Annotated in this window: 18 protein-coding genes and 1 riboswitch; of the genes, 3 read left to right on the top strand and 15 right to left on the bottom strand. The window is 70.9% G+C overall.

All coding sequences use genetic code 11. The annotated features are described in order from the left end of the window. Nucleotides 1–26: 26 nt before the first annotated feature. The 5 genes from ACIBO2_RS09055 to ACIBO2_RS09075 form a co-directional block, all read right to left on the bottom strand. Nucleotides 27–1,073: a threonine aldolase family protein gene (locus ACIBO2_RS09055; RefSeq protein WP_397296115.1), complete on the bottom strand. Its 1,047-nt coding sequence runs from the start codon at nt 1,071–1,073 to the stop codon at nt 27–29. Beyond that, nucleotides 1,070–1,699: an SDR family NAD(P)-dependent oxidoreductase gene (locus ACIBO2_RS09060; RefSeq protein ID WP_358551048.1), complete on the bottom strand. Its 630-nt coding sequence runs from the start codon at nt 1,697–1,699 to the stop codon at nt 1,070–1,072. Before ACIBO2_RS09060 ends, ACIBO2_RS09055 begins: the two co-directional genes overlap by 4 nt. After that, nucleotides 1,696–3,765: a DUF6421 family protein gene (locus ACIBO2_RS09065; protein WP_397296118.1), complete on the bottom strand. Its 2,070-nt coding sequence runs from the start codon at nt 3,763–3,765 to the stop codon at nt 1,696–1,698. Before ACIBO2_RS09065 ends, ACIBO2_RS09060 begins: the two co-directional genes overlap by 4 nt. 88 nt (nt 3,766–3,853) lie before the next feature. Beyond that, nucleotides 3,854–5,368: a serine/threonine-protein kinase gene (locus ACIBO2_RS09070; protein ID WP_358551044.1), complete on the bottom strand. Its 1,515-nt coding sequence runs from the start codon at nt 5,366–5,368 to the stop codon at nt 3,854–3,856. Then, nucleotides 5,368–6,906, bottom strand: coding sequence for a hypothetical protein (locus ACIBO2_RS09075; protein WP_397296120.1), 1,539 nt, complete (start codon nt 6,904–6,906; stop codon nt 5,368–5,370). Before ACIBO2_RS09075 ends, ACIBO2_RS09070 begins: the two co-directional genes overlap by 1 nt. A 106-nt stretch (nt 6,907–7,012) precedes the next feature. Here ACIBO2_RS09075 and ACIBO2_RS09080 point away from each other — a divergent pair, with 106 nt between their 5' ends. Both ACIBO2_RS09080 and ACIBO2_RS09085 read left to right on the top strand, forming a co-directional pair. Continuing rightward, nucleotides 7,013–9,013: a hydantoinase/oxoprolinase family protein gene (locus ACIBO2_RS09080; protein ID WP_397296122.1), complete on the top strand. Its 2,001-nt coding sequence runs from the start codon at nt 7,013–7,015 to the stop codon at nt 9,011–9,013. Continuing rightward, nucleotides 9,006–10,832, top strand: a complete 1,827-nt coding sequence (locus tag ACIBO2_RS09085; protein WP_397296124.1) for a hydantoinase B/oxoprolinase family protein — start codon at nt 9,006–9,008, stop codon at nt 10,830–10,832. Before ACIBO2_RS09080 ends, ACIBO2_RS09085 begins: the two co-directional genes overlap by 8 nt. Before the next feature lie 241 nt (nt 10,833–11,073). Here the strand turns inward: ACIBO2_RS09085 and ACIBO2_RS09090 are convergent, their stop codons facing one another. The 10 genes from ACIBO2_RS09090 to ACIBO2_RS09135 form a co-directional block, all read right to left on the bottom strand. After that, nucleotides 11,074–11,724, bottom strand: coding sequence for an adenosylcobinamide amidohydrolase (locus tag ACIBO2_RS09090; protein WP_358551036.1), 651 nt, complete (start codon nt 11,722–11,724; stop codon nt 11,074–11,076). A gap of 49 nt (nt 11,725–11,773) precedes the next feature. Continuing rightward, nucleotides 11,774–12,577 (bottom strand): ABC transporter ATP-binding protein, encoded by an 804-nt coding sequence (locus ACIBO2_RS09095; protein ID WP_358551034.1) that lies wholly within the window; start codon nt 12,575–12,577, stop codon nt 11,774–11,776. Nucleotides 12,578–12,605: 28 nt separating this feature from the next. Further along, nucleotides 12,606–13,604, bottom strand: coding sequence for an iron ABC transporter permease (locus tag ACIBO2_RS09100; protein WP_358551224.1), 999 nt, complete (start codon nt 13,602–13,604; stop codon nt 12,606–12,608). Nucleotides 13,605–13,615: 11 nt separating this feature from the next. Then, entirely contained in the window at nt 13,616–14,575 is a 960-nt protein-coding gene (locus tag ACIBO2_RS09105) for an ABC transporter substrate-binding protein (protein ID WP_358551032.1), read from the bottom strand. 72 nt (nt 14,576–14,647) lie between these two features. Next, nucleotides 14,648–14,768: riboswitch (cobalamin riboswitch) on the bottom strand. 7 nt (nt 14,769–14,775) lie between these two features. Further along, nucleotides 14,776–15,639, bottom strand: coding sequence for a Gfo/Idh/MocA family oxidoreductase (locus ACIBO2_RS09110; RefSeq protein WP_358551030.1), 864 nt, complete (start codon nt 15,637–15,639; stop codon nt 14,776–14,778). A gap of 297 nt (nt 15,640–15,936) precedes the next feature. After that, the gene (locus ACIBO2_RS09115) at nt 15,937–16,752 is read right to left on the bottom strand and encodes an SDR family NAD(P)-dependent oxidoreductase (protein ID WP_358551028.1); all 816 of its coding nucleotides are present in this window, start codon (nt 16,750–16,752) and stop codon (nt 15,937–15,939) included. Then, entirely contained in the window at nt 16,749–18,059 is a 1,311-nt protein-coding gene (locus tag ACIBO2_RS09120) for a cytochrome P450 (protein WP_358551026.1), read from the bottom strand. The genes ACIBO2_RS09115 and ACIBO2_RS09120 overlap by 4 nt, the downstream gene beginning before the upstream one ends. Further along, entirely contained in the window at nt 18,056–19,012 is a 957-nt protein-coding gene (locus tag ACIBO2_RS09125; RefSeq protein ID WP_397296128.1) for a phosphotriesterase, read from the bottom strand. The genes ACIBO2_RS09120 and ACIBO2_RS09125 overlap by 4 nt, the downstream gene beginning before the upstream one ends. 120 nt (nt 19,013–19,132) lie before the next feature. Beyond that, nucleotides 19,133–19,894, bottom strand: coding sequence for a phytanoyl-CoA dioxygenase family protein (locus ACIBO2_RS09130; protein ID WP_357960077.1), 762 nt, complete (start codon nt 19,892–19,894; stop codon nt 19,133–19,135). A gap of 401 nt (nt 19,895–20,295) precedes the next feature. Then, entirely contained in the window at nt 20,296–21,000 is a 705-nt protein-coding gene (locus ACIBO2_RS09135) for a hypothetical protein (RefSeq protein ID WP_397296131.1), read from the bottom strand. Nucleotides 21,001–21,201: 201 nt separating this feature from the next. On the opposite strand from ACIBO2_RS09135, the gene ACIBO2_RS09140 reads away from it, so the two are divergent. Beyond that, nucleotides 21,202–25,632 carry an HAD-IC family P-type ATPase gene (locus ACIBO2_RS09140; RefSeq protein WP_397296133.1) on the top strand — a complete coding sequence of 1,477 codons (4,431 nt, stop codon included), beginning with the start codon at nt 21,202–21,204 and terminating at the stop codon, nt 25,630–25,632. Nucleotides 25,633–25,714: the final 82 nt, after the last annotated feature.

Consider the following 25,714-nt stretch of genomic DNA (forward strand, 5'->3'; position numbering starts at 1 on the left):
CCTAAGAGTCCTGAGGGCCCAAAGAGTCAGCCCATCTCCTCCCGGATCGCGGCCGCGAACGCGTCCACGTCCGCTTCCGTGGTGTCGAAGGCGCACATCCACCGCACCTCCCCCGTCGCCTCGTTCCAGGTGTAGAACCGGAACCGCTTCTGCAGCCGCTCCGTCACCTCACGCGGCAGCACCGCGAACACCGCGTTCGCCTCCACCGGGCGCGGCACCTCGACGCCGGGGATGTCGCGGACCGCCGCCGCCAGTCGCTGTCCCATGGCGTTGGCCTGGCGGGCGTTGCGCAGCCACAGGTCGCCGGAGAGCAGCGCCTCGAACTGCGCGGACACGAAACGCATCTTCGACGACAGCTGCATGAACGTCTTGCGGATGTAGTCGATGCCGCCGGCCGCCTCGGGGTTGAGCACCACGACCGCCTCGCCGTACAGCAGGCCGATCTTGGTGCCGCCGAAGGAGAGGACGTCGACGCCCGCGTCGGTGGTCAGCGCCCGCAGCGGGACGTCGAGGGCGGCGGCGGCGTTCGTGAGGCGGGAGCCGTCGAGGTGGACGAGGAGGCCACGCTCGTGCGCGTGGGCGCAGACGGCCGCGATCTCCTCGGGGGTGTAGAGGGTGCCGAGTTCGGTGGTGTTGGAGATGGACACGACGCGGGGCTGGGCGCGGTGGACGTCGCCGAAGCCCCAGGCCTGGCGGTCGATCAGCTCCGGGGTGAGCTTGCCGTCAGGCGTGGGTACGGTCAGCAGCTTGATGCCGCCCACGACCTCCGGCGCGCCGCCCTCGTCGGTGTGGATGTGGGCGGTCTCGGCGCAGATGACCGCCTCCCACTGGGCGGTCATGGCGCGCAGGGAGACGACGTTCGCGGCGGTGCCGTTGAACACCGGCCAGACCCGGGCCCGTTCGCCGAAGTGCCGCTGGAAGACGCTCAGCAGGGCCTCGGTGTAGACGTCGTCGCCGTAGGCGATCTGGTGGCCGCCGTTGGCGTCGGCGATGGCGCGCAGGATCTCCGGGTGTACCCCCGCGTAGTTGTCGCTGGCGAAGCTCTTGAGCTGCGGGTCGTGCCGGGCAATCACTGAGTGAGGTCCAATCTGGTGCCGTTGAGCTGCGCGGCGGGCCGGTCGTAGAGGTCGCCGATCGCCTCCGCCAGCGTATTGACGTCGGTGTAGCCGGTGAAACGGGCGTCCGGCTTGGCGGCGCGCATGGCGTCGTTCACCAGGGCCTTGACGACCAGGATGACCGCCGCGCTGCCGGTGTCCTTCAGGGCGTCGGCCAGGGCCAGGGTCCACGCCTCCGCGGCCGCCTTGGCGGCGGCGTAGGGAGCGCCGCCCGCCGTGGGGTGCTGGGCCGCCTTGGCGGAGACGATCACGAAGCGGCCGTTCTGGCTCTTGCGCAGCAGCGGCTCGAAGGCCAGCGAGACGTGCTGGAGCGTGCGGATCAGCAGGTCGTGCAGGGCGTCCCAGTCGTCGAGGTCGGTCTCGGCGAACGACTTCGCGCCGCGCCAGCCGCCGACCAGGTGCACCACCCCGTCGACGTGGCCGTGCTCGGTGGAGATCCGGTCCGCGAGCGCTTGTACGGCCGCGCGGTCGAGAAGGTCGACGTCGTCCCTGCCGACCCCGATCACAGTGTGCCCATTTTTCCGGAAAAATCCGGAGACGGCCTGACCCGTGGGGCCGCCGGCACCCGTAACCAGAATGATCATGCCCGGATCCCCCTAGTCGATTCGACCACTTCGGCCAGCTTACGGCGCAGCGCCTCATAGAACATGCTCAGCGGGAACTCGTCCGGCAGCACCGCGTCCACCTTGGCCTTCTGCTCCTCCGGCAGCGCCTGGATCCCCTTGGCCCACGTCGATCCGGGGCTCGGCTCGACATACCCGCTCACCAGCTCGTACGCGGCCAGCCAGTGCGCCAGCTTGGACCGGTCGATGCTGTCCCGGTACAGCTTCTCGACCTCGCCCCGCAGATCGGCCACGCCGCCCGCCACGCGCTCCCAGTCGACCGTGAGCCGGTTGTCGGTCCACCGCACCACGTCGTTGCGGTGCAGGTAGGCGAAGAGCAGCTGCCCCCCGAGCCCGTCGTAGTTGCGCACCCGGTCACCGGTGATCGGGAAGCGGAACAGCCGGTCGAACAGGATGGCGTGCTGGACGTATCGCGCGTGCGGCACCCCCTTCTCCTCCAGCCGTACGGCCTCGCCGAACGCCGTCAGGTCGCAGCGCAGCTCTTCGAGCGAGTAGAGCCAGTACGGCATGCGCTGCTTGATCATGAACGGGTCGAACGGCAGGTCACCGTGGCTGTGGGTACGGTCGTGGATCAGGTCCCACATGACGAAGGTGTCCTGGGCCAGCCGCTGCGACTCCAGCAGCCTGGCCGCGTCCGGCGGCAGGTCGAGCTTGAGCGTCGCCGTGGCGGCCGTGGCGACCCGCCGGAACCTGGCGGCCTCACGGTCGGCGAAGATGCCGCCCCAGGTGAACCGCTCGGGCGCCTGACGTACGGCGACGGTCTCCGGGAAGAGCACGGCCGAGTGGGTGTCGTAGCCGGAGGTGAAGTCCTCGAAGGCGATCGGCACGAACATCGGGTTGTCGTAGCCGGACGACTCCAGCTCGGCCAGCCAGTCAGGCCAGATCGTCCGGAGCCAGACGGCCTCCAGGGTGCGGTTCGGATTGCCGTTCTGGGTGTACATGGGGAACACGACGAGGTGCTCCAGGCCGTCCACCCGCTGGGTGTCGGGGTGGAACAGCTCCAGGGAGTCGAGGAAGTCCGGTACGCCCAGATCTTGGGCGCTCCACTTGGCCAGGTCGGCGCGGACGGCGGCCAGGTAGGCGGCGTCCTGCGGGAAATATGGCGATATTTCGGCTAGCTGGCTGTCGATCGCAGCCACCAGCGCCTTCGCCCGGGGCTTGTCGTCGGGCACCGAGCCGTCCTTGATCTGGAGCGGGCGGAGCTCTTCGACCGTCGCCTTGAGAGCGGCGAACAGGGCCGCCTTCCGCTCGTCCCGGGAGCCGGTGGCGCCGTCGTCCGGCACGCGGGCCGCCCAGGTGACCACGTTCCCCCACAGGGTGCGGTGGTCGTAGTCCTCGATCGAGTCGTCGCCGAACAGGTCCGAGTCGGCGAACACCACGACCCGGCCGCGCCCGTGCCGCACAGCCAGGGCCAGCGGCGCCCCCGCCGGATCCGCACTCGCCGAACTGGCGAACAGCACGGTCGCGTCCACGGACGAATCCTCAAGAGCCAGCGCACCGGAGCGGTAGAAGCAGGCGGTCTTGACCCCGGCCAGCACCCCGTCACTCGTGGCCCGCTCGCCGAGCACCCAGGTCGCCACCCCTCGGTGAGCGTGCCCGGGATCCCGCACCGTGGCGTGCGTCACGCCCACCCCGAACCGGCCCAGCAGCTCGGCCAGGTTGTTGCCGTACTTGTCCTGCTCCTCCTCCGCCAGCACCACCAGCCCGCCGCCACCGGCGACGAACGCCTCCACCGCGTCCAGCTCGGCGGCGGAGAACATCGGGCTCCCCTGCCCCGTGGTGCGCTCCCACCGCTCCCCCGACGGATGCGCGATGACCAGCATGTCCTGCTCCTGGAGCGTTCCCGCGTCCAGCGGTCCGGTCAGACGGGCCGTCACCGTGTGCCCCAGGCGCCGCAGCAGCTCGGCCGCGCGGGCGTAGCTGTTGTCGTCGGGGTGGGCCGGGTTGATGGCCTCGGCGACCTCACGCCGGATGGTCCACGACTCGCTGTGGGCCTCGTCGAACAGCACCCTGGGGAACGCCTGCATGAAATATCTCCCGCCATAAGCATCTTCTACGGGAAAATATACATATAAGGACGCCCAAAACCGCCAAACATGTCCGCATGGTGAGATGTCAGGAGAGGTGGACGCTCTGCCTGACGCGGCCCTCGGTGGCGTCGTCGCAGCGGTTCTTGGCGCAGAAATACAGCACCAGCAGCGGTTTGGGCCGGCGGTCGATGACGTAACTGACGAAGCCGAGCCGGTTGCCGCTGTTGCGGTCGCGCAGGGAGCCGTCGTACCGGGTGGCGTCGCTGTCGCCGGCGCGGTCGGGCACGGGCTGGTCCACCACGATCTCGCCGGGCAGCAGCCCTTCCAGCATGGCCTTCATCTGGGCGGCGGTCGCGCTCGCGCTGAGCGCGTCGGAGACCTGCACGTACACGCCCACGGCGTTGTCGGCGTCGCCGGTGATGACCTCGTTCACCGAGGTCCAGTCCGCGGCCGCGCCGGAGACGAACATCGACTCGAACTCGGCGGCGTGCGGCGAGGCCACCACGAACAGGTCGCCATGCGTCCGGACGGTCCAGTCGGCCGGGTACTCGAAGGTGAGCGGGGCGGCGGTGGTGCTCTGGTAGCGGGCCCAGGAGTCGCCCTTCTGGGTCATGACGAGCAGCACGACCAGCGACAGCGCCGCGATGGCCGCGATCACCGTGGCCACCACGAGCGGCAGCTTGCTCGGGCCGGAGGTGGCCGAGGCCGCCTTCTGGCGCTGGCGTACCGCCGACGACGGGGTGGGCGACGGCGTGGCGGGCTGGCCGCTGATCGCGTCGCGCAGCGCGGTGACGAACGCCGTGCACGACGGATAGCGCTGCTCGGGTGACTTGGCCAGCGCCCGCATCATCACGCCGTCGACCTCGACCGGCAACTCCGGCCTGACCTGTGACAGCGGCGTGGGCTGCTCGGCCAGGTGCGCCCAGAGCAGCGCGATGTCGTTGTCGCGCGGGAACGGCAGCCGCCCCGACAGCGCCTCATAGGCGACGCAGGCCAGCGCGTACTGGTCGCAGCGCCCGTCGATGTGCTCCTTGTTGATCTGCTCGGGCGCCATGTAGCGCGGCGTGCCGATGAACTGGTCGGTCTGGGTCAGCCCGGAGATCGACGTACGGTGCTTGGTGATGCCGAAGTCGGTCAGGTAGACGTGGTCCCCGGCCAGCAGGATGTTGGCCGGTTTCACGTCGCGGTGGATCAGGTCGTGCGCGTGCGCGGCGTCGAGCGCGGCGGCCACCTGGGAGATGATCTGGTTCGCCTGCGCGATCGGCAGCGCCCCCCGGTCGTAGATGAGGCGTCGCAGGTCGAGCCCGTCGACGTAGCGCATGGCGATGTAGAGCACGCCGTCGGCGTCGGCGTTCGCCTCGTAGATCGGGATGATGTTGGGGTGCTCGATGCTGGCGACCGTCCGGGACTCCAGAATGAAGCGCTGCCTGAACCGGTCGTCGACGCTGAGCACCGGGTTCAGGATCTTCAACGCCACCCGCCGGCTCAGCCTCGGATCGAGCGCCAGGTAGACGACGGCCATGCCGCCCTTGCCCACGATGTCCTCGATGTAATAGCCGGCCACCTCCTGGCCCACGAGCGATCTGTCGTTCACGGGCATCACGTCTCGATGGGGTGGCCGCAGTAGCCGCAGAAGCGGTGCGCGGCCCCCAGCCGCATTCCGCACGCGGTGCAGTATTTGACCGACGGCTGGTCCTGCTCGGTGAGCACCTGCTTCTGCTGCGGGATCACCTGGAAGGGCTGCGACCTGCGGACCACGACGGTCTGGTTCGCGCCCTCGTCGAGCGGCACCGGCGGTGAGGTCGGCGCGGACGACACCGACGAGGCCGCGGCCGCCGCCGCTGCCGCCGCGACCAGCGGTGGTGGCTGGTCCGGTTGGTCGTCAGGAGTTTTGTCGTTAGGAGTACGGCGTCGCCGCCACAGCAGGAACGCCCCGGCGCCCGCGGCCACGAACAGCACCCCGGCTGCGACGATGAACGGCCAGAGCGGCATGCTCCTGGGCGCCGGTGCCACGGTCTGCTTGCTGCCCGCGTCCTCCGGGCCGCCCCGCTTCTGCAGGGAGGTCTGCAGCAGCTTGGCCGCCACCACGTTGCCCGGGTAGAGCTCCAGTACGCGCTGGAAGCCCGGTGCGGCCTCGGTGTAGTACTTGGTGTGGTAGCGGGTCAGCGCCGCCTCGAAGGCGGCGTCGATGGCGCCACGTCGCGGCGCGACCCCGGCCTTGGCCAGGGCGGCGAGGATCTCCCTGACGCCGATCATCCTGGCTTCCTTGCCGCCGCCGATCAGCATGCCGATGACGTGGCCGTCCTTGTCGCCGATGACCGGCGCGCCGAGCAGACCGCGATCGACCAGGGCGCCGAGCTTCACGGGCTCGTCGATCTTCTTCTCCGGGTCGGCGAAGCTCCGGCCGGCGTCCTGTCCGCCGCCGCCTTTGCCCAGGTGCGCGATCTCGACCGTCTCCTTGACGTTCGCGCCGGGCCGGTCGGTGAACCCGGCCACGTTGGTGGGCGAGCCCTGCTGGTCGGGCACCTTGTCGGCGAGGGGCGCGGTGGGCATGCCGACGCTGCCGACGGTCCGGCCCGTGGGGACCAGGACGGCGGGGCTGTCGGGCTGCGGGCCGGTCTTGACGATGTCGGCCTTGATGCCCTTGGGGTCGGCCGGGGAGACGTTCGGAAATATCGTGACGTTGGTGGTGACGTTGATGATGCAGGTCGACACGTTGGTCTTGGGCGGGTAGCACTCTTTCAAGTGGTGCTCAAGCAGGTCGTCCTTGACCTTGTGCCGCTCGAAGTCGATCGGGATCTTCACTTTGTGGTGCTCGGCGAAGATCTTGTTGGCCGCGTAGATCGCCACGTCCTTGTCGGTCTTGACCACGCGGGTGAGGGTGACGACGGCGCCCTCGGGGTTGACCACGATGCCCGTTCCCACGCCTAAGGGGATGTCGTAGGACCGTTCCACATGCATCAGCTCGCCTATGTGATCGAGCAGAGTGATCTCGACGTGCGAGGAGGCTTCCACGCGAACCACGGCCGGGGTTACGAGGTCGGTGATACCGCTAGGGTGCTCGTGCGCCGCCGCGGGCAGGGCAAGCAGAACGAGTGTCGCCGCGACACCCCCGGCAAGAGCTGTGAGACGTGCCATCTCCGCTCCAATTTCGCAGTTATCGAAATAAGGGTCTCAATCACCTGCCGGAAGTCAATAGACGCGTTCATAGACAAGCGCTTGCTTGGACGTCTACGGTACCGGAATGGGCTACGCGATCGGCATCGACGTAGGCGGTACCTTCACCGACGTGGTCCTGCGCGGTCATGCGGGCGAGGTAACGGTAGCCAAGTGTTTGAGCACCCCCTACGACCCCATCGCCGGAATTACGGACGGTGTTACACACGTGCTCGCCGGCGTGGACCCCACGTCGGTCACCCGGGTGGTGCACGCCACCACGCTGGCCACCAACGCCGTGCTCGAACGCAAGGGCGTGCGGGTGGCCTACGTCACCACCCAGGGCTTCCGCTCGGTCGTCCCCCTGGGCCGGTACGCCCGGGTCGAGGAGGACCGCTACGACCTGCGCTTCACCCCGCCGCCCCCGCCGGTGGCCGCGGGCGACTGCTTCGAGGTGGTGGAGCGGGTGTCGGCGCGCGGGGCCGTACTGACGCCCCTCGATCTGGAGTCCGTACGGCGGGTGGCGGCGGAGATCGCGCGGCGGGGCATCACGTCGGCTGCGGTGTGCCTGATGCACTCCTACGCCAACCCCGACCATGAGCGGCAGGTGGCCGCGATCCTTCGCGAATCGGTCGAGAACGTGGTCGTCTCGTCCGAGGTGTGGCCGGAGATCCGCGAGTACGAGCGAGCCACAACAACCATCATGTCCGCCTATATCGGACCGATCATGGCCTCGTACCTCTCCAGGCTGCGCGACCAGCTCGCCTCGCTGGGCGTGGAGGCGCCCATCCACGTGATGGAGTCGAGCGGCGGCGTGATCTCCGCCGAGCTGGCCGCCAGGCGGGCGGTCGCCATGATCGAGTCCGGCCCGGCGGCCGGGGTGCTCGCGGCGGCGGGCAGCGGGTTCGCGAACGTCATCTCCTTCGACATGGGCGGAACGACGGCCAAGACCTGTGTGGTGCGTGACGGGCGGCCGGAGATCACGCACGAGTTCCACGTCGGCGGCAAGGGCAGCTTCGGCGGGCGGCGGGCCGGGACCGGGGTGCCGATCAAGACTCCGGCCATCGACCTGGCGGAGGTAGGCGCGGGCGGCGGCAGCATCGCCTGGCTCGACGCCGCCGGAGCGCTGCGCGTCGGCCCGCACTCGGCGGGCTCCGACCCCGGGCCCGCCTGCTACGGACTGGGCGGCTCCGAGCCGACGGTCACGGACGCGAACCTGGTGCTCGGCTACCTGACGTCGGCGTCGATCCCACTGTCCGCGCCGCTCGCCGACAAGGCGCTGGAGCGGCTGGCCGGGCCGCTCGGGGTGTCCAGGGCGGCGGCGGCGCATGCCGTCCACGAGATCGTCAGCGCCTCGATGGCCGCGGCCGTGCACGTGGTGACCGTGCAGCGGGGGATCGATCCGCGCGGGTACGCGCTGGTGGCCTTCGGCGGGGCCGGGCCGATGCACGCGGCGCGGGTGGCGGAGCGCTTCGGGATCGGGACCGTGGTGGTGCCCGCCCACTGCGGGGTCGCGTCGGCGGCCGGGCTGCTGGTGGGCGACCTGTCGACGGACCGGGTGCTGTCGCGGCTGGACGCCGGGGATCCCACGGAGGTGTTCGACTCGCTGGCCTCTTCGGCGGCGGAGGATCTCGGGGTGTCGCCGACCGATCCGGAGGTGCGGGTCTCGCGGTCGGTGGACGTACGGTTCCGGGGGCAGTCGCATGATCTGACCGTGCCGTGGAGCTCGTCGCGTACGGAGTTGGAGGGGCGGTTCTTCGACCGGTACGAGCGGGTTTATGGGATCTCGCAGCGGGGCGAGGTGGAGATCGTCAGCTACCGGGTCCGCGTCACCCTGCCCGCCGCCCCGATCCCGGCTGTCACCGACGTCCCCGGGGCTTCTTCGGGGCTTTTTGGAGTGCGGCCCGCCTACTTCGCCGAGGTGGGCGGGTATGTCGAGGTGCCGGTGCACACCCGCGACACGCTGGCGGTGCTGCCCGGTCCGGGGATCATCGAGGACGCCGAGTCCACGATCGTGGTGCCGCCCGGGTGGACCGCCACGCTGGGCCCGGCGCGGGCCATACATCTGACCAGGGAGCCGCATGAATGACGTGCTGACCGCCGAGGTGCTGCGGAACGCGCTGGTGGTCGCCGCCGAGGAGGCCAGCATCGTCGTCGTGCGGTCGGCGTACTCGACGTTCATCGTCGAGGGGTCCGACGCCTCCGCCGCCGTCCTGGACGCGCGCGGGCGGCTGATCGCGCACTCCATGGCCACCACGCTCATGAACAGCATGGCACTCAAGGTCGCCCTGCCGGAGCTCGTCCGGGACGTGCCGCTGGAGGTCATGCGGCCCGGTGACGTGTACGTGCTCAACGACGCCTACCGGGGCGGCGTGCACACCAACGACCTGCTCGTCTATCGGCCCGTCTTCGTCGGGGACCGGCCCGCGTACTTCGCCGCGACCATGATCCACGTGTCGGACCTGGGCGGGCTGTCCGCCGGTGGCATGGCACCGCTGGCCACCGACATCTTCCTCGAAGGGCTCCAGCTGCCTCCCGTACGGCTGGCCACCTCCGCCGGTCTGGAACCTGCTGTGGAGGCCATCCTGCGGGCCAACAGCCGTACGCCGGACAAGGTCATGGGCGACGTACGGGCGCTCGTGGCGGGCACCGCCGTGGCGGCCGCCCGGGTCGGGGCGCTGGTGGCGGAGTACGGGGCGGCGGGGCTGGCGAGCGGGATCGACGACTACCTCGACTACACGGAGGCCAGGACACGGGCCGCGCTGGCCGATCTCCCGGAGGGCCGCTTCGAGGCGTCGTACCCGATCGACGACGACGGGATAAGCCCCGAAAAATCACATGATGTCCGGGTGGCCATCACCCTGGAACGCCACTCCTCCGGTGGCGGGCGCATCGAGCCTGAGGCGTCCGCGACAGGGGCGGAGGGCGAGACTCAGGCGCCCGAGATTCGGACGGACGGCGCGCCTCAGGTGCCGGCCACAGTGGGTGTCGAATCGCAGGAGACACGCGCCGTGGTGGATGTGGGACCACCGGAGATGCGAGCCGTGGTCGACTTCGCCGGGACCGGGGCCCAGGTGCCGGCGGCGATCAACGCGTCCGCGTCGCAGTCGCTGGCCGCCGCCGTGTTCGCGGTGCGCTGCTTCCTCGATCCGACGATCCCCATGAACGACGGCTGCCTGCGCGCGATCGAGGTACGACTGCCGGAGGGCTCGCTGCTCAACGCCCGCTCTCCCTACCCGTGCGGCGGACGGTACGTGCCGATCTACGCGGCCATGGAGGCCATCTTCCAAGCGCTGTCGGACGCCGTACCGGAGCGGGCCATCGCGCCCAGCGGCATCCTCCAGCCGTTCTCGATCGCGGCCGTCGGAGCGCCGTACTGGATCCATCTGTCGTACGACTTCGGCGGCGTCGGCGCGCGGCGGGGGCTCGACGGGCCGGACGCGACAGGCGTGCACTTCGGCATCGGCCGCAACTCGGTGCCGCAGGCCGAGCCGGTGGAGAGCCGCTGCCCGCTGATCGTGGAGTCGATCGAGACCATCCCCGACTCCGGCGGCCCCGGACGGCATCGCGGCGGGCTTGGCTCGCGGACCGTGTACCGGTTCCTGGCGGATTGCCACGTCACGACGCGCGGCGACCGGCTGCGCCTGGCCCCGCCGGGTCGCGATGGCGGACTGCCGGGACGGGTCGGCGGCTTCTTCAAGCGCCACCTGGACGGGACGGTCGAGCGACTGGCGTCGAAGGTGAACAACGTGCGGTTCGCCGCGGGTGAGGCGTTCGTGGTGGAGACGACGGGCGGGGGCGGAATGGGCTCCCCGCACGAGCGGGACCGCGAAGCGGTACTCGCCGACCTCGACGCGGGCCGCGTCACGGAACGCGGCGCCCAGGAGGGCTACGGCCTCACCCGCTGATCCGGCGACCGCGGACGTCCGCTCTTCCCCGCCCCCGGATCCCCCGATGGGGGTATCGCTCCGCAAGGACGCCAACTACCACAGTCCGCTCCCCAGAGGGGACATTCCCTCGTGGGGTTCCAACCACCACAGACCGTCCCCCTCCCCCGAAGGGGTATTCCTCCACAAGACCTCAGCCGCCGCAGACCGTCACAGGGGATCGGGACAGTCGTGAGACGAACCACCCCAGGGGACCATCGTCCTAGCTCCGGGGCCGCCAGGAGGCCGCGCCCTGGTGGACGGCGGAGTGGACGGCGCGGGCCAGGCGGGCACCCCAGGTCGAGCGGGGGCCGCCGAAGAGCTCCTGCGGCCCCTCAGCGCGTACGGCCAGGCACAGGGCGTCCGAGGCGGTGCCGGTGCACGGGAAGCCCGCTTCGATCAGCGCCTGGGACTTGGCCTCCGTCATCGTCATCACGGCGTTGACCAGGGCGGCGTCGGTCATCGCGACCGGCAGCACGGCCATCAGGTTGATCGTCCCCACGGGCGGCGCGAGGGTGCTGAGCATCGGGGCCAGTTCGGGGTCGGTGGCGCCCTCGGGGGCGGCGGCCCAGGTGGGGACGCGTAACCCGACCGTCGCCACGACCTCCGCGCCGCCGTCCACCGCCCGCGCGTAGCGCTCCACCGAGGCGGCGGTCATCATCCCCACCCCGCTGCCGTCAGGCCCGAGGTCGAGCAGGTGCTCGACCGGGTCCATCCGCGAGTAGCCCGCCACGACCTGCGCGTTCAGCACCCACGTACGCTCCCCGATCCCCCCGCCCAGAAGCGCCGACGAGATCATCCGCCACCCCGGCCCGAACTCCCACAGCAGCGACCCGAGCCGCGCTCCGTCCTCAACCCGATACGTCAGCTCCACGAGACCCCCTTCAGGACAACGCCCTCGACCCGATAGGCCGGCGCCACTTTCACGAGACACCCCTGACCAGGTGCACGACGGGCCGGCCTCCGGGACCCGGCGCGATCTCGACCCGGGCGTCGAAGTGGGTGCCGACCAGTGCCTCCGTGAGCACCTGGCCCGGCTGCCCGGCGGCGACGGCCCGGCCGCCGGCGAGCAGGAGGAGCCGGTCGGCGTACTGTCCGGCGAGGGTCAGGTCGTGCAGCGTCGTCACCACGGTCAGCTCGTCGGCGAGCCTGAGCCGGTCGACCAGCTCCAGTACCTGCTGCTGGTGTCCGAGGTCGAGCGCGGTCGTGGGCTCGTCGAGCAGGAGCGCGGGCGCCTCCTGGGCCAGTGCCCTGGCCAGGACCACCCGCTGGCGTTCGCCGCCGGACAGCTCCCCCAGCCGGCGCGTGGCGAACTCGGTGAGGTCGAGACGTTCGAGCACGGACCTGGTGACCTCTTTGTCGTGGCGGCTCTCGCTGCCGAGGTAAGGGATGTACGGGGTGCGGCCGAGCAGGGCGTAGTCGTACACGGTGATGTCGGGAGGCAGCGAGGGCGTCTGGGGGGCGTAGGCGACCAGCCTGGCCCGGTCCCTGGGCCTGAGCGTGTTCGCGGCCCGGCCGCCGACGGTGACGTCGCCCCGGTGGGCGACGACGCCCATGACGGCTTTGAGCAGGGTGGACTTTCCGGCGCCGTTCGGGCCGATGATCGCCAGCCATTCGCCGCGCCGTACCGAGAGGTCGACCTCGGTGAGCACCTCACGCTCGTCGAGTCGTACGGACAGTGCGCTCGTCTCGATCATCCAGGCCGGCCGGGCCGTGTCGGCGGTCACGCGGCGGCCTGCCAGGACGTGGCGGCGGTCATGTGGCGGTCTGCCGGGTCATGCGCAGGACCGCCACGAAGAACGGCGCGCCGACGAACATGGTGACCACTCCGATGGGCAGTTCGGCGGGGGCGATGACGGTGCGCGCGACCAGGTCGGCGAGCACGAGGAAGGCGGCGCCGCCGATCAGCGACAGCGGTAGCACGATCCGGTAGGAGCCGCCCGCCAGCCGCCTGACCACGTGCGGAATGACGATGCCGACGAACCCGATGAGCCCGCTCACCGCCACTGCCGCCGCGGTGGCCAGGGAGGCGGCGAGCAGTACCGCCAGCCGTACCCGCCCGGCGCGGACGCCGAGGCTGGTGGCCTCCTCGTCCCCCACCGAGAGCACGTCCAGCATCCGCCCGTGCGCGAGCAGCAGTACGGCCGAGACGGCGGCGTACGGCAGGACCAGCCAGAACTGGTCCCATCCGCCGCCCACGTCGCCCAGGATCCAAGAGTAGATGCGCTGCAACTGCTCGACCTTGAACTGCTGGATGAACGTCTGGATCGCGGTCAGGAACGAGGTGACGGCCACCCCGGCGAGCACCAGCGTGGCGGTGCCGCCCGAGCGCCCGGCGGTGTTGCCGAGCACGTACGCGAGGAACACCCCGCCGACCGCCCCCGCGAAGGCGGCCACCGGGATGCCGACGGCAGGGGTCGGCACGAGCACGATGACCACGGTGGTGGTCAGCCCGGCTCCGGCTGCGGCGCCCAGCAGGTAGGGGTCGGCCAGCGGGTTGCGGAACACCCCCTGGTAGCCGGCCCCCGCGATGGCCAGCAGCCCGCCGACCACGGCCGCCACCAGCACCCTGGGCAGCCGCAGCTCGAACAGCAGCCCTTGCTCCACGGGGGCCAGCCCCGAGTCCACGTGTACGTACGGCAGCCAGTCGAGCACCTGGAGCACCACCTGCCACGGTGAGATGTCGGCGGCCCCGCCGAGCAGCCCGGCGACCATGGAGACGGCGAGCACGGCCAGCGCGCCCGCCGTCCACATCGGTCTGGACCTCACTGGCGGGTGGCCGCCTTGCCGACGGCGTCGCTGATGGTCTGCGCCAGGTCCACGACCCGCGGGCCCCAGCGCGAGGCGATGTCGTCGTCGAGCTGGATCACCTGGTCACCCTTGACCGCCGACAGTCCTTTCCAGCCGGGGCGCTTGGCCAGCGTGTCCTTGCTCTGCTGGCAGCACTTCACGTCCGCCAGGAAGATCAGGTCGGGGTCGGCCTGGGCGACGAACTCCGCCGACAGCTTGGGGTAGCCGCCCGCCGGGTCCGGCGCCTTGTCGGCGATGTTGGTGAGGCCGAACATGGCGTAGATCTGCCCGATGAACGTGCTGGACGTCGCCGCGTAGGGGGTCTGGTCGAGTTCGTGGTAGTAGGTGAGCTTCTTGTTCTTGGGGGCGTTCGCCGAGAGCTTGTCGAGGGATGTCTTCATGCCTGTCACGACTTGTCCGGCCTTTTCGGTGTTGCCGGTGGCGGCGCCGAGGTCGGTGATCTCGTCGTACGCCTCGTCGAGCTTGGTGGCGGCGGGCTCCAGGAGGACGGGCACGTTCACCTTGCCCAGCTTGGCGACGATGCCGTCGATGTCGTTGGAGACGATCACCAGGTCGGGCTTCTGGGCGACGATGGCCTCGACGTTCGGCTTGAAGCCGGACAGGTCGGTCTTGGGGACGCCGGCCGGGTAGTTGGACTGGTCGTCCACCGCGATGACCTGGGGGCCCGCGCCGATGGCGAAGAGCGTCTCGGTGTGGCTGGCGGAGAGCGAGACGATCCGCTCCGGCTTTTTGGCGATGCCGACCTTGCCGTTGCCCGCCTCGACCGTTACGGGGAAGGCGGCGGAGCTGGTCGAGCCGGTCGTACCGGTGGGGCTCGCGGGGGACGGGGTGGTGGTAGTGCTGGTCTGACCACATCCGGCCAGAACGAGCGTTCCCAGCAGCGCGCCCGCGAAGGCCGTGCGTACGGGCCTCACGAGAAGTCCTTTCACACTGTCGGAACCGAGAGACCCGCTGGAGAGCGACGGATCACCCTTTTCCACGAGGGTTGATGACGTCAGCGCGGAGGCAGGCGACCTGGCTATGACAGTTGCGGGACAGCGCCGGACTCGCACCGGACTTCGCTGCAACTCTGCGCGTCGGACAGACGCTATCAATGCGCCAGATGGGCGTTAAGTCAAGGGGTGCCCAATTGGGCTTCCGCCTCGGCGATGATCTCTTGCAACCTGAGCCCGTGGGCCGCGTCCAGCGGGTGCCCGCCGCCCTGGCGTACGGTCCGCGCGAACTCCTCGGCGATGGTCTCGAACGGATCGTCGTCATCACTGGGCATCAGCGTCACGCTGCCCGTCCTGCCGAACACCGCGACGCTGGCCGGCGGCAGGTCACCGGCGGCGGCCATGCACAGCGACGCCTCGCTGGCCGCGCCGCCCTCGTGATCGAGCAGCAGTCCGGTCCAGCCGAGCGGGTTGCCGTGCGCGCGCACGCCGGTCACCCGGCCGAGCGCGGCGTCGAGCAGGTCGATCACGTGCGGCCCGACGTCCAGGAGCGCCCCGCGCTCGAGCCGCCACGGGGTGCCGAAGAGGTGGCCGCCCAGCAGGACATTGGAGATGTTCGCGGCGTGACCGCCGAACGCCTCGATTTCCGCGCAGCGCGCCAGAAACTCCCTGACCTGCTTCATATAACGCATGCTGAGCACCATCTGGGAGGCCACACCGGCCTCACGCACGGCGTCGGCGAGCCGCCGCGCGTTCTCCAGCGAGTCGGCGAGCGGCTTCTCCAGCAACAGCGCCTTCCCGGCCTTCGCCGCGCGCACCCCCAATTCGGCCTGTACGCCCGGCGGCACGCAGAACGCCACGGCCTCGCACGCCTCGAACAACTCCTCGACCCGCTCGAACACCGGCGCCCCCAGCCGGGCGGCAGCCTCCGGGCGCCGGGCCCACACGCCGGCGAACCGGAGATGCGGACTGTTGACCAGCATGGGCGCATGCGCGCGCTCCGCCCACGGCCCCGCCCCGACCAACCCGACCGACACCGGCTCCATTCATCCCCCTTGATCCGCCACAACCTTAATGCGGTTCCTAGGAATGTTCTGCGGGCATCCGGTCTTCCACTCCCCCGCAGGAGTGTCCCTCCACGGGCTCCCTGCCACACGGACCGCCTTCCTCCGCTCCCCCGCAGGGGCATCCCTGAAAGGACCCCAACCACCACGGACCGACTTCCTCCGCACCCCGCAAGGGCCTCCCCCACAAGGACCCCAAGCACGACAGACCGTCACTGGGATCGAGACGGTCGTGTGACGAACCACCCCAGGGGAATCCCGGTGGTCACCGCACCAGCATCACCCCGCCGCGTCGCGCCATTGGCGCAGGGCGTGTTCAGGGCGGTGGGCCATCGTGCCGGAGTCGATGACGATGGTCTGTCCCGTGATGCACCGCGACTCACCCGAGGCGAGGAAGGCGACGAGGTCGGCCACGTCGTCCGGGGTGCAGGCCCAGGGCAGCAGCCGTTCGGCCGCCTTGTCGGCCAGCCGCTCCCGGCCGAGGGCCTGCGCGGCCGCGTCGGTCAGGACCAGCGCGGGCGCGACGGCGTTGCAGCGGATGCCGCGCGAGCCGTACTTGGTGGCCACGTAGCGCACGAAACCGGTCAGCGCCGCCTTCGAGGTGCCGTACGCGACGTGCGCGACGTCGCCCAGCAGGCCGGAGACCGACGAAGTGACGACGAACGCGCCGCCCTCGGCCATCACGGGGGCCGCGTGCTTGACCATGAGCAGGCAGCCACGCAGGTTCACCGCCATCGTGCGGTCCCAGACGGCGACGTCGAGGTCCTCAAGGTCGCGGTCACGGCCGTAGGTGCCGGGGTCGAGCGCGGCCGCGTTGGAGTGGACGACGTCCAGGCGGCCGAACGAGGTGACCAGGTCGCCGATCGCCTCGGCCACCTGCTTCTCGTCCGACACGTCACAGACGAGCGCCGTGGCCGTGCCGCCTCTGGCGCGGATGGCGGTGGCGATCGACTTGGCGCCCGACGCGCGCACGTCCAGGACGCCCACGCAGGCACCTTCGGCAGCCAGGCGCGACGCGCACGCCGCACCGATGCCCGACCCCGCGCCCGTCACCAGGGCCACCCGCCCATCGAACCGGCCCGGCGCGGCACTCACCACGTCACCCGCAGGGCCGTCAGTCCCCGGCCCACGATGGACTTGCGGTAGACGATGGGCTCGTCGGCGAGCCTGAGCGAGGGCAGGCGGCGGCCGAGCACGTCGAGTGCGGTCCGAAGCTGCAGCCGGCCGAGCGCGGCGCCCACGCAGAAGTGGATGCCGTAACCGAACACCATGTGGGCGTCGGCGTTGGCCCGGTCGATGACGAACCGGTCCGGGTCGGGGAAGACGGTCTCGTCGTGGGCGGCGGAGTCGGTGGAGAGGAGCACCAACGACTTCTCCGGAATTATCACGTCGTGGAGTGAAATATCGGTGGTGGCGTACCGGAACGACCCGAGGGAGGCGCCGTCGATGCGCATGCACTCCTCGACCGCGTTCTGGATCAGCGGCGGCGCGACCGGCCAGGCGTCCTCGCGCAGCAGCCGCAGGACGCTGTTGGCGAGCTGGTTCGGCACGGTGTCGTTGCCACCGAGCAGGATCGTGGAGATCAGCTCCACCACCTCGCGATGGCTGAGCTCGGAGCCGATCAGCGAGGTCATGAGCGAGGTGAAGTCGTCGCGCGGCTCCTTGGCGCGGGCCGCGACCAGCCGATCCACGTAATCCAGATAGGTCAGGAAACTGTCGGCCAGTTCGAGCTGGCGGTCTGGCGGCTGCGGCGACAGGAAGAGCTGGAACCAGTCCTTCACATGCGCCTGTACGAAACCCTCGTCCGACTCGGGAACCCCGATGAACCGGGCGGTCAGCTTGATCGACGGCTCGTGCCCGATCTCGGACACGAAGTCGGCCTCGCCCCTGGGCGCCACGCGGTCGAGCAGGTCCTCGTTGAGCCGCCGGAAGTGCTGCTCCATGGCCGAGACCGCCCGTGGCGTGAACGCCTTCGACACCGAACGCCGCAGCCTGGTGTGGTCGGGCGGATCGACGTTCGCCACGAAGCTGGACAGAAACGACCCATGCTCGCCCAGCCTGTCGCGCGTCTCACGGGTGAGGCTGCGGGAGATGGTCAGCGAGCCCTCCGAGGAGAACCGCCTCGGGTCGCCGTACGCCGCGCGCACGTCGGCGTGCCGGGTCAGCACATAAGCGCCGAGATGCTCGCTGCGGAACACCGGCCGCTCCCGGCGCAGCCTGCCGAGGAACTCGTACGGCGAGGCGACGTGCCAGTCCGAGCCGACGTCGAAGTCCTCGATCGCGTCGTCGGTCGCGTCCTCGATCGTGCCGTGGCTCGTGCCGCTGGCCGTCCCGCCAGCCGTGCCATCGGTCATGCTGTCGGTCGCGTCCTTGAGCGTCCCGTCGGTCGTGCCCTCGATCATGCGAAGATCCTCCGGGGATTGTCGACGAGCATCTGGTGGATCTGCTCCTCGGTGACGCCCCTCTTGCGCAGCTCGGGCAGGACATCGCGGGAGATGTGCAGGAGGTGGTAGTTCGGGTGGCGCTGCCGTACGACCTCGGCGTCGAACCGATCGTTGAAGCAGTACGAGTCGTGACTTAGCACCATTTGGTCGGCGTGGCCGCGCGCGCACATCGTCGCCACGATCGACACCCGGTCTTCGAACGGCGAGAGCGTCTCGATGCCGAAGCGGTCCATGCCGAGGTAGGAGCCGTTCGCGGCCAGCTCCTCCAGGTAGGCGACGTCGGTCGAGTCGCCCGCGTGGCCGATGACGACCCTGGTGAGGTCGACGCCGAGTTCGCCGAGCAGCCGCTGCTGCTCCAGGCCGCCCCTGGAGGCGCTGTGGGAGTGGGTGGTGATGGGCACGCCCGTCTCCAGATGCGCCTCCGCGACCGCACGGAAGACCCGTTCGGTCCCCTTGGTCATGCCGAGATGGTCGGTGGCGCATTTGAGCATGCCCGCCTTGACCCCGGTCCGGCCGATTCCCTGAACGATGTCCCGTACGAAGAACTCCGCCAGCCGATCAGGCCCGCCGAACAGCGAGCCGGGACCCCGGTTGCCGAAGTACGGGGGCAGGGCGTCGTAGGTGTAGAGGCCGGTGGCGGCGACGATGTTCACGCTGGTCAGCTCGGCAACCCGCTGGACGGCGGGGACATACCTGCCGAGCCCGATGACGGTCAGGTCCACGATCGTGTCGATGCCCTCGGCCCGGAGGTCGTCCAGTTTGGCCGCCGCCTCCCTCGCCCGCCGTTCGAGGTCCCACCCTTCTGGGATGTCCGGCCAGTTCCAGAGAATCTCCGGACTGAGCCCGAACACGTGCTCATGCATGAGCGTGGCGCCCAGCTCGCCCACCAGCCCTCTCACGGTCTCAGGCATACGCGTCTCCCAGCCGCGCCTCGCTCAGTGCGGTGTCTCTCACCTGCACGTCTCTCACCTGCACGTCTCTCACCTGCACGTCTCTCACCTGCGCGTCTCCCGCCTGTGCGTCTGGGGCGCTCACACGCACGGGAACCTCGGGTGGTCGAACGGCCGGTTCACCTCAAGGTCGAGCCCGTCCGTCTGCTGGTACGGCGTGCCGGTGTAGAGGGCGTTCGCGTCGAAGTACGTGACGGTGAACGACAGGCGCGGCTGGTCGCGGTGGTTGGCGGGTGCTCCGTGCACGGTCAGCGCATGATGCACGGTCGCGTCGCCCGCCGCGAGGTCGAGGGGCGGCGACAGCTCCAGTTGCTTGAGCCATGGGTGCTGGCTGAGCTGGTCGTCCCCCGTCCGGGTGAAGCTCCGCCCGAGCAGTCCGTACCGGTGCGAACCGCTGAAGAAGCGCAGCGACCCCATGTCCGCCGGTACGTCCACCAGCGCCAACCAAACCGTCAGCATCGCCGAGCGGTCCATCGGCATCCACGGGAAGTCCTGATGGAACTCGGTCGCCGCGTGCTCCCCGGGCTCCTTGACGAGCAGGTTCGTGACCTGCACGCGTACGGCCTCCACACCGTGCAGCAGCCGGGTCGCGTTCACGCCCATGGCCGGGCTCAGGGCCAGCGTCCGGAACGCCTCGTCGCTCTCGGCGATGTCGCGCGACTGCCCGAACGCCTGGTCGACCAGCGTCCGCCGCTCCTTCGCGCGGGCCGCGAGGTAGCCGGTCGCCCGCTGCCTGAGCTCGGCCACGGCGTCGGGGGGCACGAGGGCGGGCAGCCGCACCCATCCGTGCTCGTGAAAGAAGCCCGCCTCGTCGTCCGACGCGGCGCGCACGGGGATCTCCATGCCCCACAGTCTTGCACCTGAGCAAGCGCTTGGTAAGTGCCCTTGCCCCTTCGGTCAACTCGAGCCCTCAAATACGGAAGGGGAACCATAAAACGGATACAGGCCATAAAAGTGGGCAGGGAACTCTTGTTCGTCGCGCGCGGGGGAGGCGTTCGACGTCCGCGATATGGGGGAGGAATCATGGCCGTTGCCCAGTCTCGAGCGCGTTCGTCCAAAGAACTAGCGATTGATCTGCCGATGATGAGCGTTCAGGTCCATCCCCCGGATCTGCGGATGCCGCACGTTGAGATGCCGCGTCTAGGGTTGCCGCGTCTTGGGCTGCCGCGCCTTTCCCGGCGGGAGCTCGGTCACGCCGTGGACGTTGCGCGGACGTTCCTTCCGCCGCCCGAGCGCCTCGCGTACTACGGCGCGCTCGGCGCGCTCGCGGCGTTCGGCGTGCTCGACTGGCCGGTGGCCGCCGCCATCGGCGCCGGTGCGCTGATCGCGCGGCGCGGCCAGGAGGGGCGGCGCGGACAGCAAGGGGAGAGCGGGACACCCGCCCGCGGTACGCAGGCGTCCCCGCCCGCCACCGCCCGCGCCACGACCTCCACCGCCCGCGGTCGCGCCACGTCCTCCGGCACCCGTGGTCGCGCCACCACGTCCGGCACCCGCAGCCGCGCTGCGTCCGGCACGACCCGTAGCCGTGCCACGACCTCCACCGCCCCTGGTCGCGCCACGACCTCCGGCACCCGCAGCCGCGCTGCGTCCGGCACGACCCGTAGCCGTGCCACGACCTCCGCCGCGCGCAGCCGCACCGCGACCGCCGCGACCGCCACGCCGAAGAGCGACACCGAACAGAAGAGCGCCACCACGTCCCGGAGTTCGGCCGCACCGAAGAGCACCACCACCTCCAGAGCCACCACCACACCGAAGACCACCACCGCCTCCCGGAGTTCGGCCGCACCCAAGAGCACCACCTCGTCCAGGACCACCGCCGCACCAAAGAGCACCGCCTCGGAAGGGACCGCCACCTCGGGTCGGCGTACCGCTTCGGGCAGGCGCGGCACCTCCTCGACGAGCGCCGCCGCGACCACCGGCTCCTCGAAGAGGGCCTCCTCCCAGCGCAAAACGGCCTCCTCCACCACGTCACGAGGTGCTCGGGCGAGCACCACCGGGCGTGCGCGGTCGGGCCGGTGAGACCGGGTTGCCACGTGTTCTGAGCAGCCTGCGCGCCTTCACGGTTCCGCACGTTCCGGACAGTCTGCGCGCCTGGACGGTTCCGCCGAGCGGCCTGCGCGCCGCCCGCACAGTTCCGCCGAGGGGACGACATGTGGCCGTTCTCCGCTGACACGGTCCTGAGCGTGCTCCCCGAGCCGGTAAGGAGCATGCTCCCCCGCCCTCGCCGGATACAGAAGTGCGCGGGCGGCGTACGCATCGAACTGCGGCATGTCGGCGGCCCCGGCACGGAGCCGGCCGCCCGCGTCCTCGAAGACCGGCTGCGCGCGGCCGGGGTAGACCGGGCCGAGGTGAACGGCGCGCTCGGCTGCGTGTTCGTGAGCTGCGACGCGGCCACGGCCGATCTGGACAAGCTCGCGACCATCGTCGACGAACTCGACGTGGAGGGCACCAGCGGCTCGGTGGCGCTCGACGGTGTGCAGCAGCAGGCCCGCGCCGCGATGAGCCTCGGCCTGCACGTCCTGGGCACCGGGCTCGCGCTGGCCGGCCGGGTCGCCCGCCTGCCGAGCCTGTCGCCGGCCGTACCCGCCGTCCTGTCGCTGGCCGAGCACACCCCGCGGATCCGGCGCGAGCTGGAGCGGTACATGAGCATTCCCACCGCGGAGGCGGTGGTCGCGTCCACTCGCCTGGTCTCCCAGACGTTGGCGGTACGGCCCGTGTCGATGCTCGTCGACTCCGTCGCGGCGGCCATCCGCTTCGTCGACTCGTGCGCCGGGCGGCGGGCCTGGGAGCTGCGCGAGGAGGAGTTCGCCGACGCCGACGGGGCGTACCGGCACATCAAGGTCGCGGAGCGGCCTAGACCTGTTCCGCTGCCGCACGGGCCCGTCGAGCTGTACGCCAATGCCGCGAGCACCGCCACGGTGGTGACGCAGGCGGTCACCACCGTGGTGGGCGGCGGCCACGAGCGGGGGCTCTCCGTGCTCATCACGGGGATCCCGAAGGCCGCGCACTTCGGCAGGGACTCCTTCACCAGCGTTCTCGCGCGCGCCCTGGCCAACCGCGGTGGAATGGTGCTTCACCGCCGCGCGCTGGGCCGCCTGGATCGCGTCGACACGGTCCTCCTCGACGCCGCCGCGCTGACCACGGGCGGGTGGACGATCGACGGCATCGTCCCGCTCGGCGAGAACCTTGGCACGGACCACCGCGTGAACCACGGCACGAACCTCGGCACAGACCACCGCACGGACATCGGCACGAACCACCGCGCGAACATCGGCACAGACCACGGCGTGGACAAAAGCCTGGATGAGCTGCACGCGCGGATCTACACGCTGCTCGACCTCACCGATCCAGCGGCCCGGCGCGAGCGGGACGGCTGGTCGGCGGGGCCGTACTCGGCGACGCGCGAGCCCGCGGAGGTGCGGAAGTGGCGCCGTCAGGGGATCCGGCCGGTCAGCGTCTCTCGGCAGGGGGTCCCGGTCGCCCTGGTCGGGGTGGCGCCGGAACTCCACCCGCTGGCCGAAGCCGTGGTCGCCGCCGCGAAATGCGCGGGTGACGTGGTCCTGGCCGGTGGGGAGGCGTACCTCGGCCCGCGACTCGGTGTGGATCGGGTCGTCGAGGGCGGCTCCCGGCTGGTCGCCGCGCTCCGGTCGCTGCAGTCCGAAGGACACGTCGTGGCCGTGGTGTCCCGTACGTCGAGGCGCGGCCTGCGCCAGGCCGACCTGGGCATCGGCGTGCTCCGAGGGGCGCGGCGCGTGCCGTGGGACGCCGACGTGATCAGCGACCTCGACGGGATCCACCTGCTGCTGCGCTGCGTCCCGTACGCGAAGAAGGCCAGCAGGCGCAGCGTGCGGGTGGCCGCCACGGCGGGGGTCGTCGGCGCGGGCCTGGCCGTGCTCGGCCCGGCCAGGACGTCGGTGGCGCGGGCGCACCTGGTACGCGACTGCACCTCGGTGGCCGCCCTGGTCACCGGGGAGTGGGTGGGACGGAACGTCAGGCGGACGGCACCGCCGGTGCCCGCCGATCGCACGCCATGGCACGCGATGGCGGTGCCCGACGTCCTCGCCCTGCTGCGCACCTCGCCGCACGGGCTGAACGAGAGGGAGGCCGAGCGCCGCAGGACGAAGCCGGCGCGGCCGGATTCCGCCGGGCCCACCTCTCTGGTCATGGCGTCCCTGGAGGAGCTCGCCAACCCGTTGACGCCGGTCCTGGCGGCGGGCGCGGGGCTGTCGGCGTCGGTCGGTTCGGTCCTGGACGCCGTACTGATCGGCGGCGTGATGGTGGTCGACGCCGTCATCGGCGGGGCGCAGCGGCGCGGCGCCGACCGGGAGGTGCACCGGCTCACCGAGATCACCGCCGTCCGGGTCCGGCTGCGCAGGCCCGGCGGCGGTGTCTCCGGCGTCGCCGACGACCTGGTGAAGGGGGACGTGATCGAGCTGCGCGCCGGTGACGCCGTACCGGCCGACGGCAGGCTGATCCAGGCGGTCGGCCTGGAGATCGACGAGTCCACGCTGACCGGCGAGTCGCAGCTCGTGTCCAAGACCGCGGCGCCCACCGTGGCCGCCGCCGTCGCGGATCGCCGATCCATGGTGTACGAGGGCACTACGGTGGCGGCCGGACACGGACTGGCCGTGGTCGTGGCGACCGGGGAGGAGACCGAGGCGGGCCGGACCGCCGGGCTGGCTGCCGAGGGGCCGCCGGTGAGCGGTGTGGAGCTGCGGCTGCGCAGGCTGAGCCGCCGCATCCTGCCCGCCGCGATCGGGTCGGGCCTGGTCCTGATGGTGACCAACCTGCTGCGCGGCTCGCCCCTGTCCGCGGCCCTCGCCCCCGCGGTGAGCCTGGCCGTCGCCGCGGTCCCCGAAGGGCTGCCCTTCATCGCCACCGTGGCCGAGCTCGCCTCCAGCAAACGGCTCTCCCAGCGCAACACGCTGGTCCGCAACCCGTCGACGATCGAGGCCCTGGGGCGGGTCGACGTGCTCTGCTTCGACAAGACCGGGACGCTGACCGAAGGCCACATCAGCCTGCGCCAGGTCTCGGACGGAAGCCACGCCCGGCCGGTCGAGACGTTGACGCCGGAGCTGAAGGTGATCGTCGGCGCGGCGCTCCGGGCGGGCCCCCGCTTCGAGGGCGGGCGGGCCATCCCCCATCCGACGGACCGCGCCGTCGTGGACGGCGCCGCCAAGCTCCACGTAGCGCCCAAGGACGGCCTTCGGGAGTGGCACCGGGTCGACGAGCTGCCGTTCGAGCCCGCGCGCGGTTACCACGCGGTGCTCGGCCTGTCCGAGTCGGGTCACCTGCTGAGCGTCAAGGGAGCACCCGAGGTCGTCCTGGACCGCTGCACCCACCTGATCCGCGGTGGCGAGCGGGTGCCCATGGGCCCGAGGACCAGGCGTGAGCTGGAGAAGGAGGTGGAAAGGCAGGCGTTGCAGGGCTTCCGCGTGCTCGCCGTCGCCGAACGCGAGGCGTCCAGCCGCGCCGATCTCGACGAGGCCCGCATCCAGCGCCTGTGCTTCCTGGGCTTCCTCTGCCTGGCCGATCCCGTACGGCCCACGGCGAAGCGGAGCGTCGAGGGGCTGATGCGCGCCGGCGTGCGGGTCATCATGATCACTGGTGACCATCCGAGCACGGCCGAGGCCATCGCCGCCGAGATCCACGTTCTGAACGGCCAGCGGGTGATGACCGGACCCGAACTCGAAGGGCTGGACGACGACGCCCTGACCAAGGTGCTGCCCGAGGTGGCGGTGTTCGCGCGCACCACGCCCGAGCACAAGGCCCGCATCGTCTCCTGCCTGCGGCGGGCCGGCAAGGTGGTGGCCGTGACCGGTGACGGCGCCAATGACGTCCCCGCGATCCGGCTCGCCGACATCGGCATCGCCCTCGGACCGCGTGCCGTCCCGGCCGCCAGGGCCGCCGCCGACATCGTGGTGATCGACGACCGCATTGAGACGATCATCGACGCGATCTCCGAGGGCCGGGCGATGTGGGGCTCCGTCCGCGACTCGCTCGGCATCCTGCTCGGCGGGAACGTCGGAGAGATCGCCTTCACGGTCGGATCTAGCCTGCTGTCCAGGCGCAGCGCGCTGAACGCCCGCCAACTGCTCCTGGTCAACCTGCTCACCGACATGCTGCCCGCCATGGCCGTGGCCGTTCGCCCGCCGAACGCCGAGACCCCGGAGAAGCTGCTCGCCGAGGGGCCGGAGGTCTCGCTCGGCACCGCCCTGACCCGGGACATCTACGTACGCGCGGTCACCACCGCCGCGGCGGCGACCGCGGCGTGGCTGCTCGGCCGGATGACGGGCACGCCGGGCCGCGCGTCCACCGTGGGGCTCATCGGCCTGGTGGGAGCGCAGCTGCTGCAGACGCTGTCGGTGGGGGACGGGGATCGGCTGGTGTTCCTCGCGTCGGTGTCGTCGCTGGCGGCCCTCATGGTGATCATCTCCGTCCCGGGGCTCAGCCAGGTCTTCGGCTGCCGTCCGGTCGGCCCGTTCGGCTGGGCCATCGGGCTGGGCTGCGCCGGGGCGGCGGCGCTGGTGGCGGGGCTGATGGAGCGGGGCGGCGGGCCGTTGGAGCGGGCGGCGGGCTGATGGAGCGGGCGGCGGACTGTTGGAGCGGGCGAGCGCGGGGTAGTCATCAGCGGTTCACCATATAGACACCTGATTTGTTGCC

The sequence above is a fragment of the Nonomuraea sp. NPDC050022 genome (assembly GCF_044460705.1).
In the GTDB taxonomy this organism is placed as follows: domain Bacteria; phylum Actinomycetota; class Actinomycetes; order Streptosporangiales; family Streptosporangiaceae; genus Nonomuraea.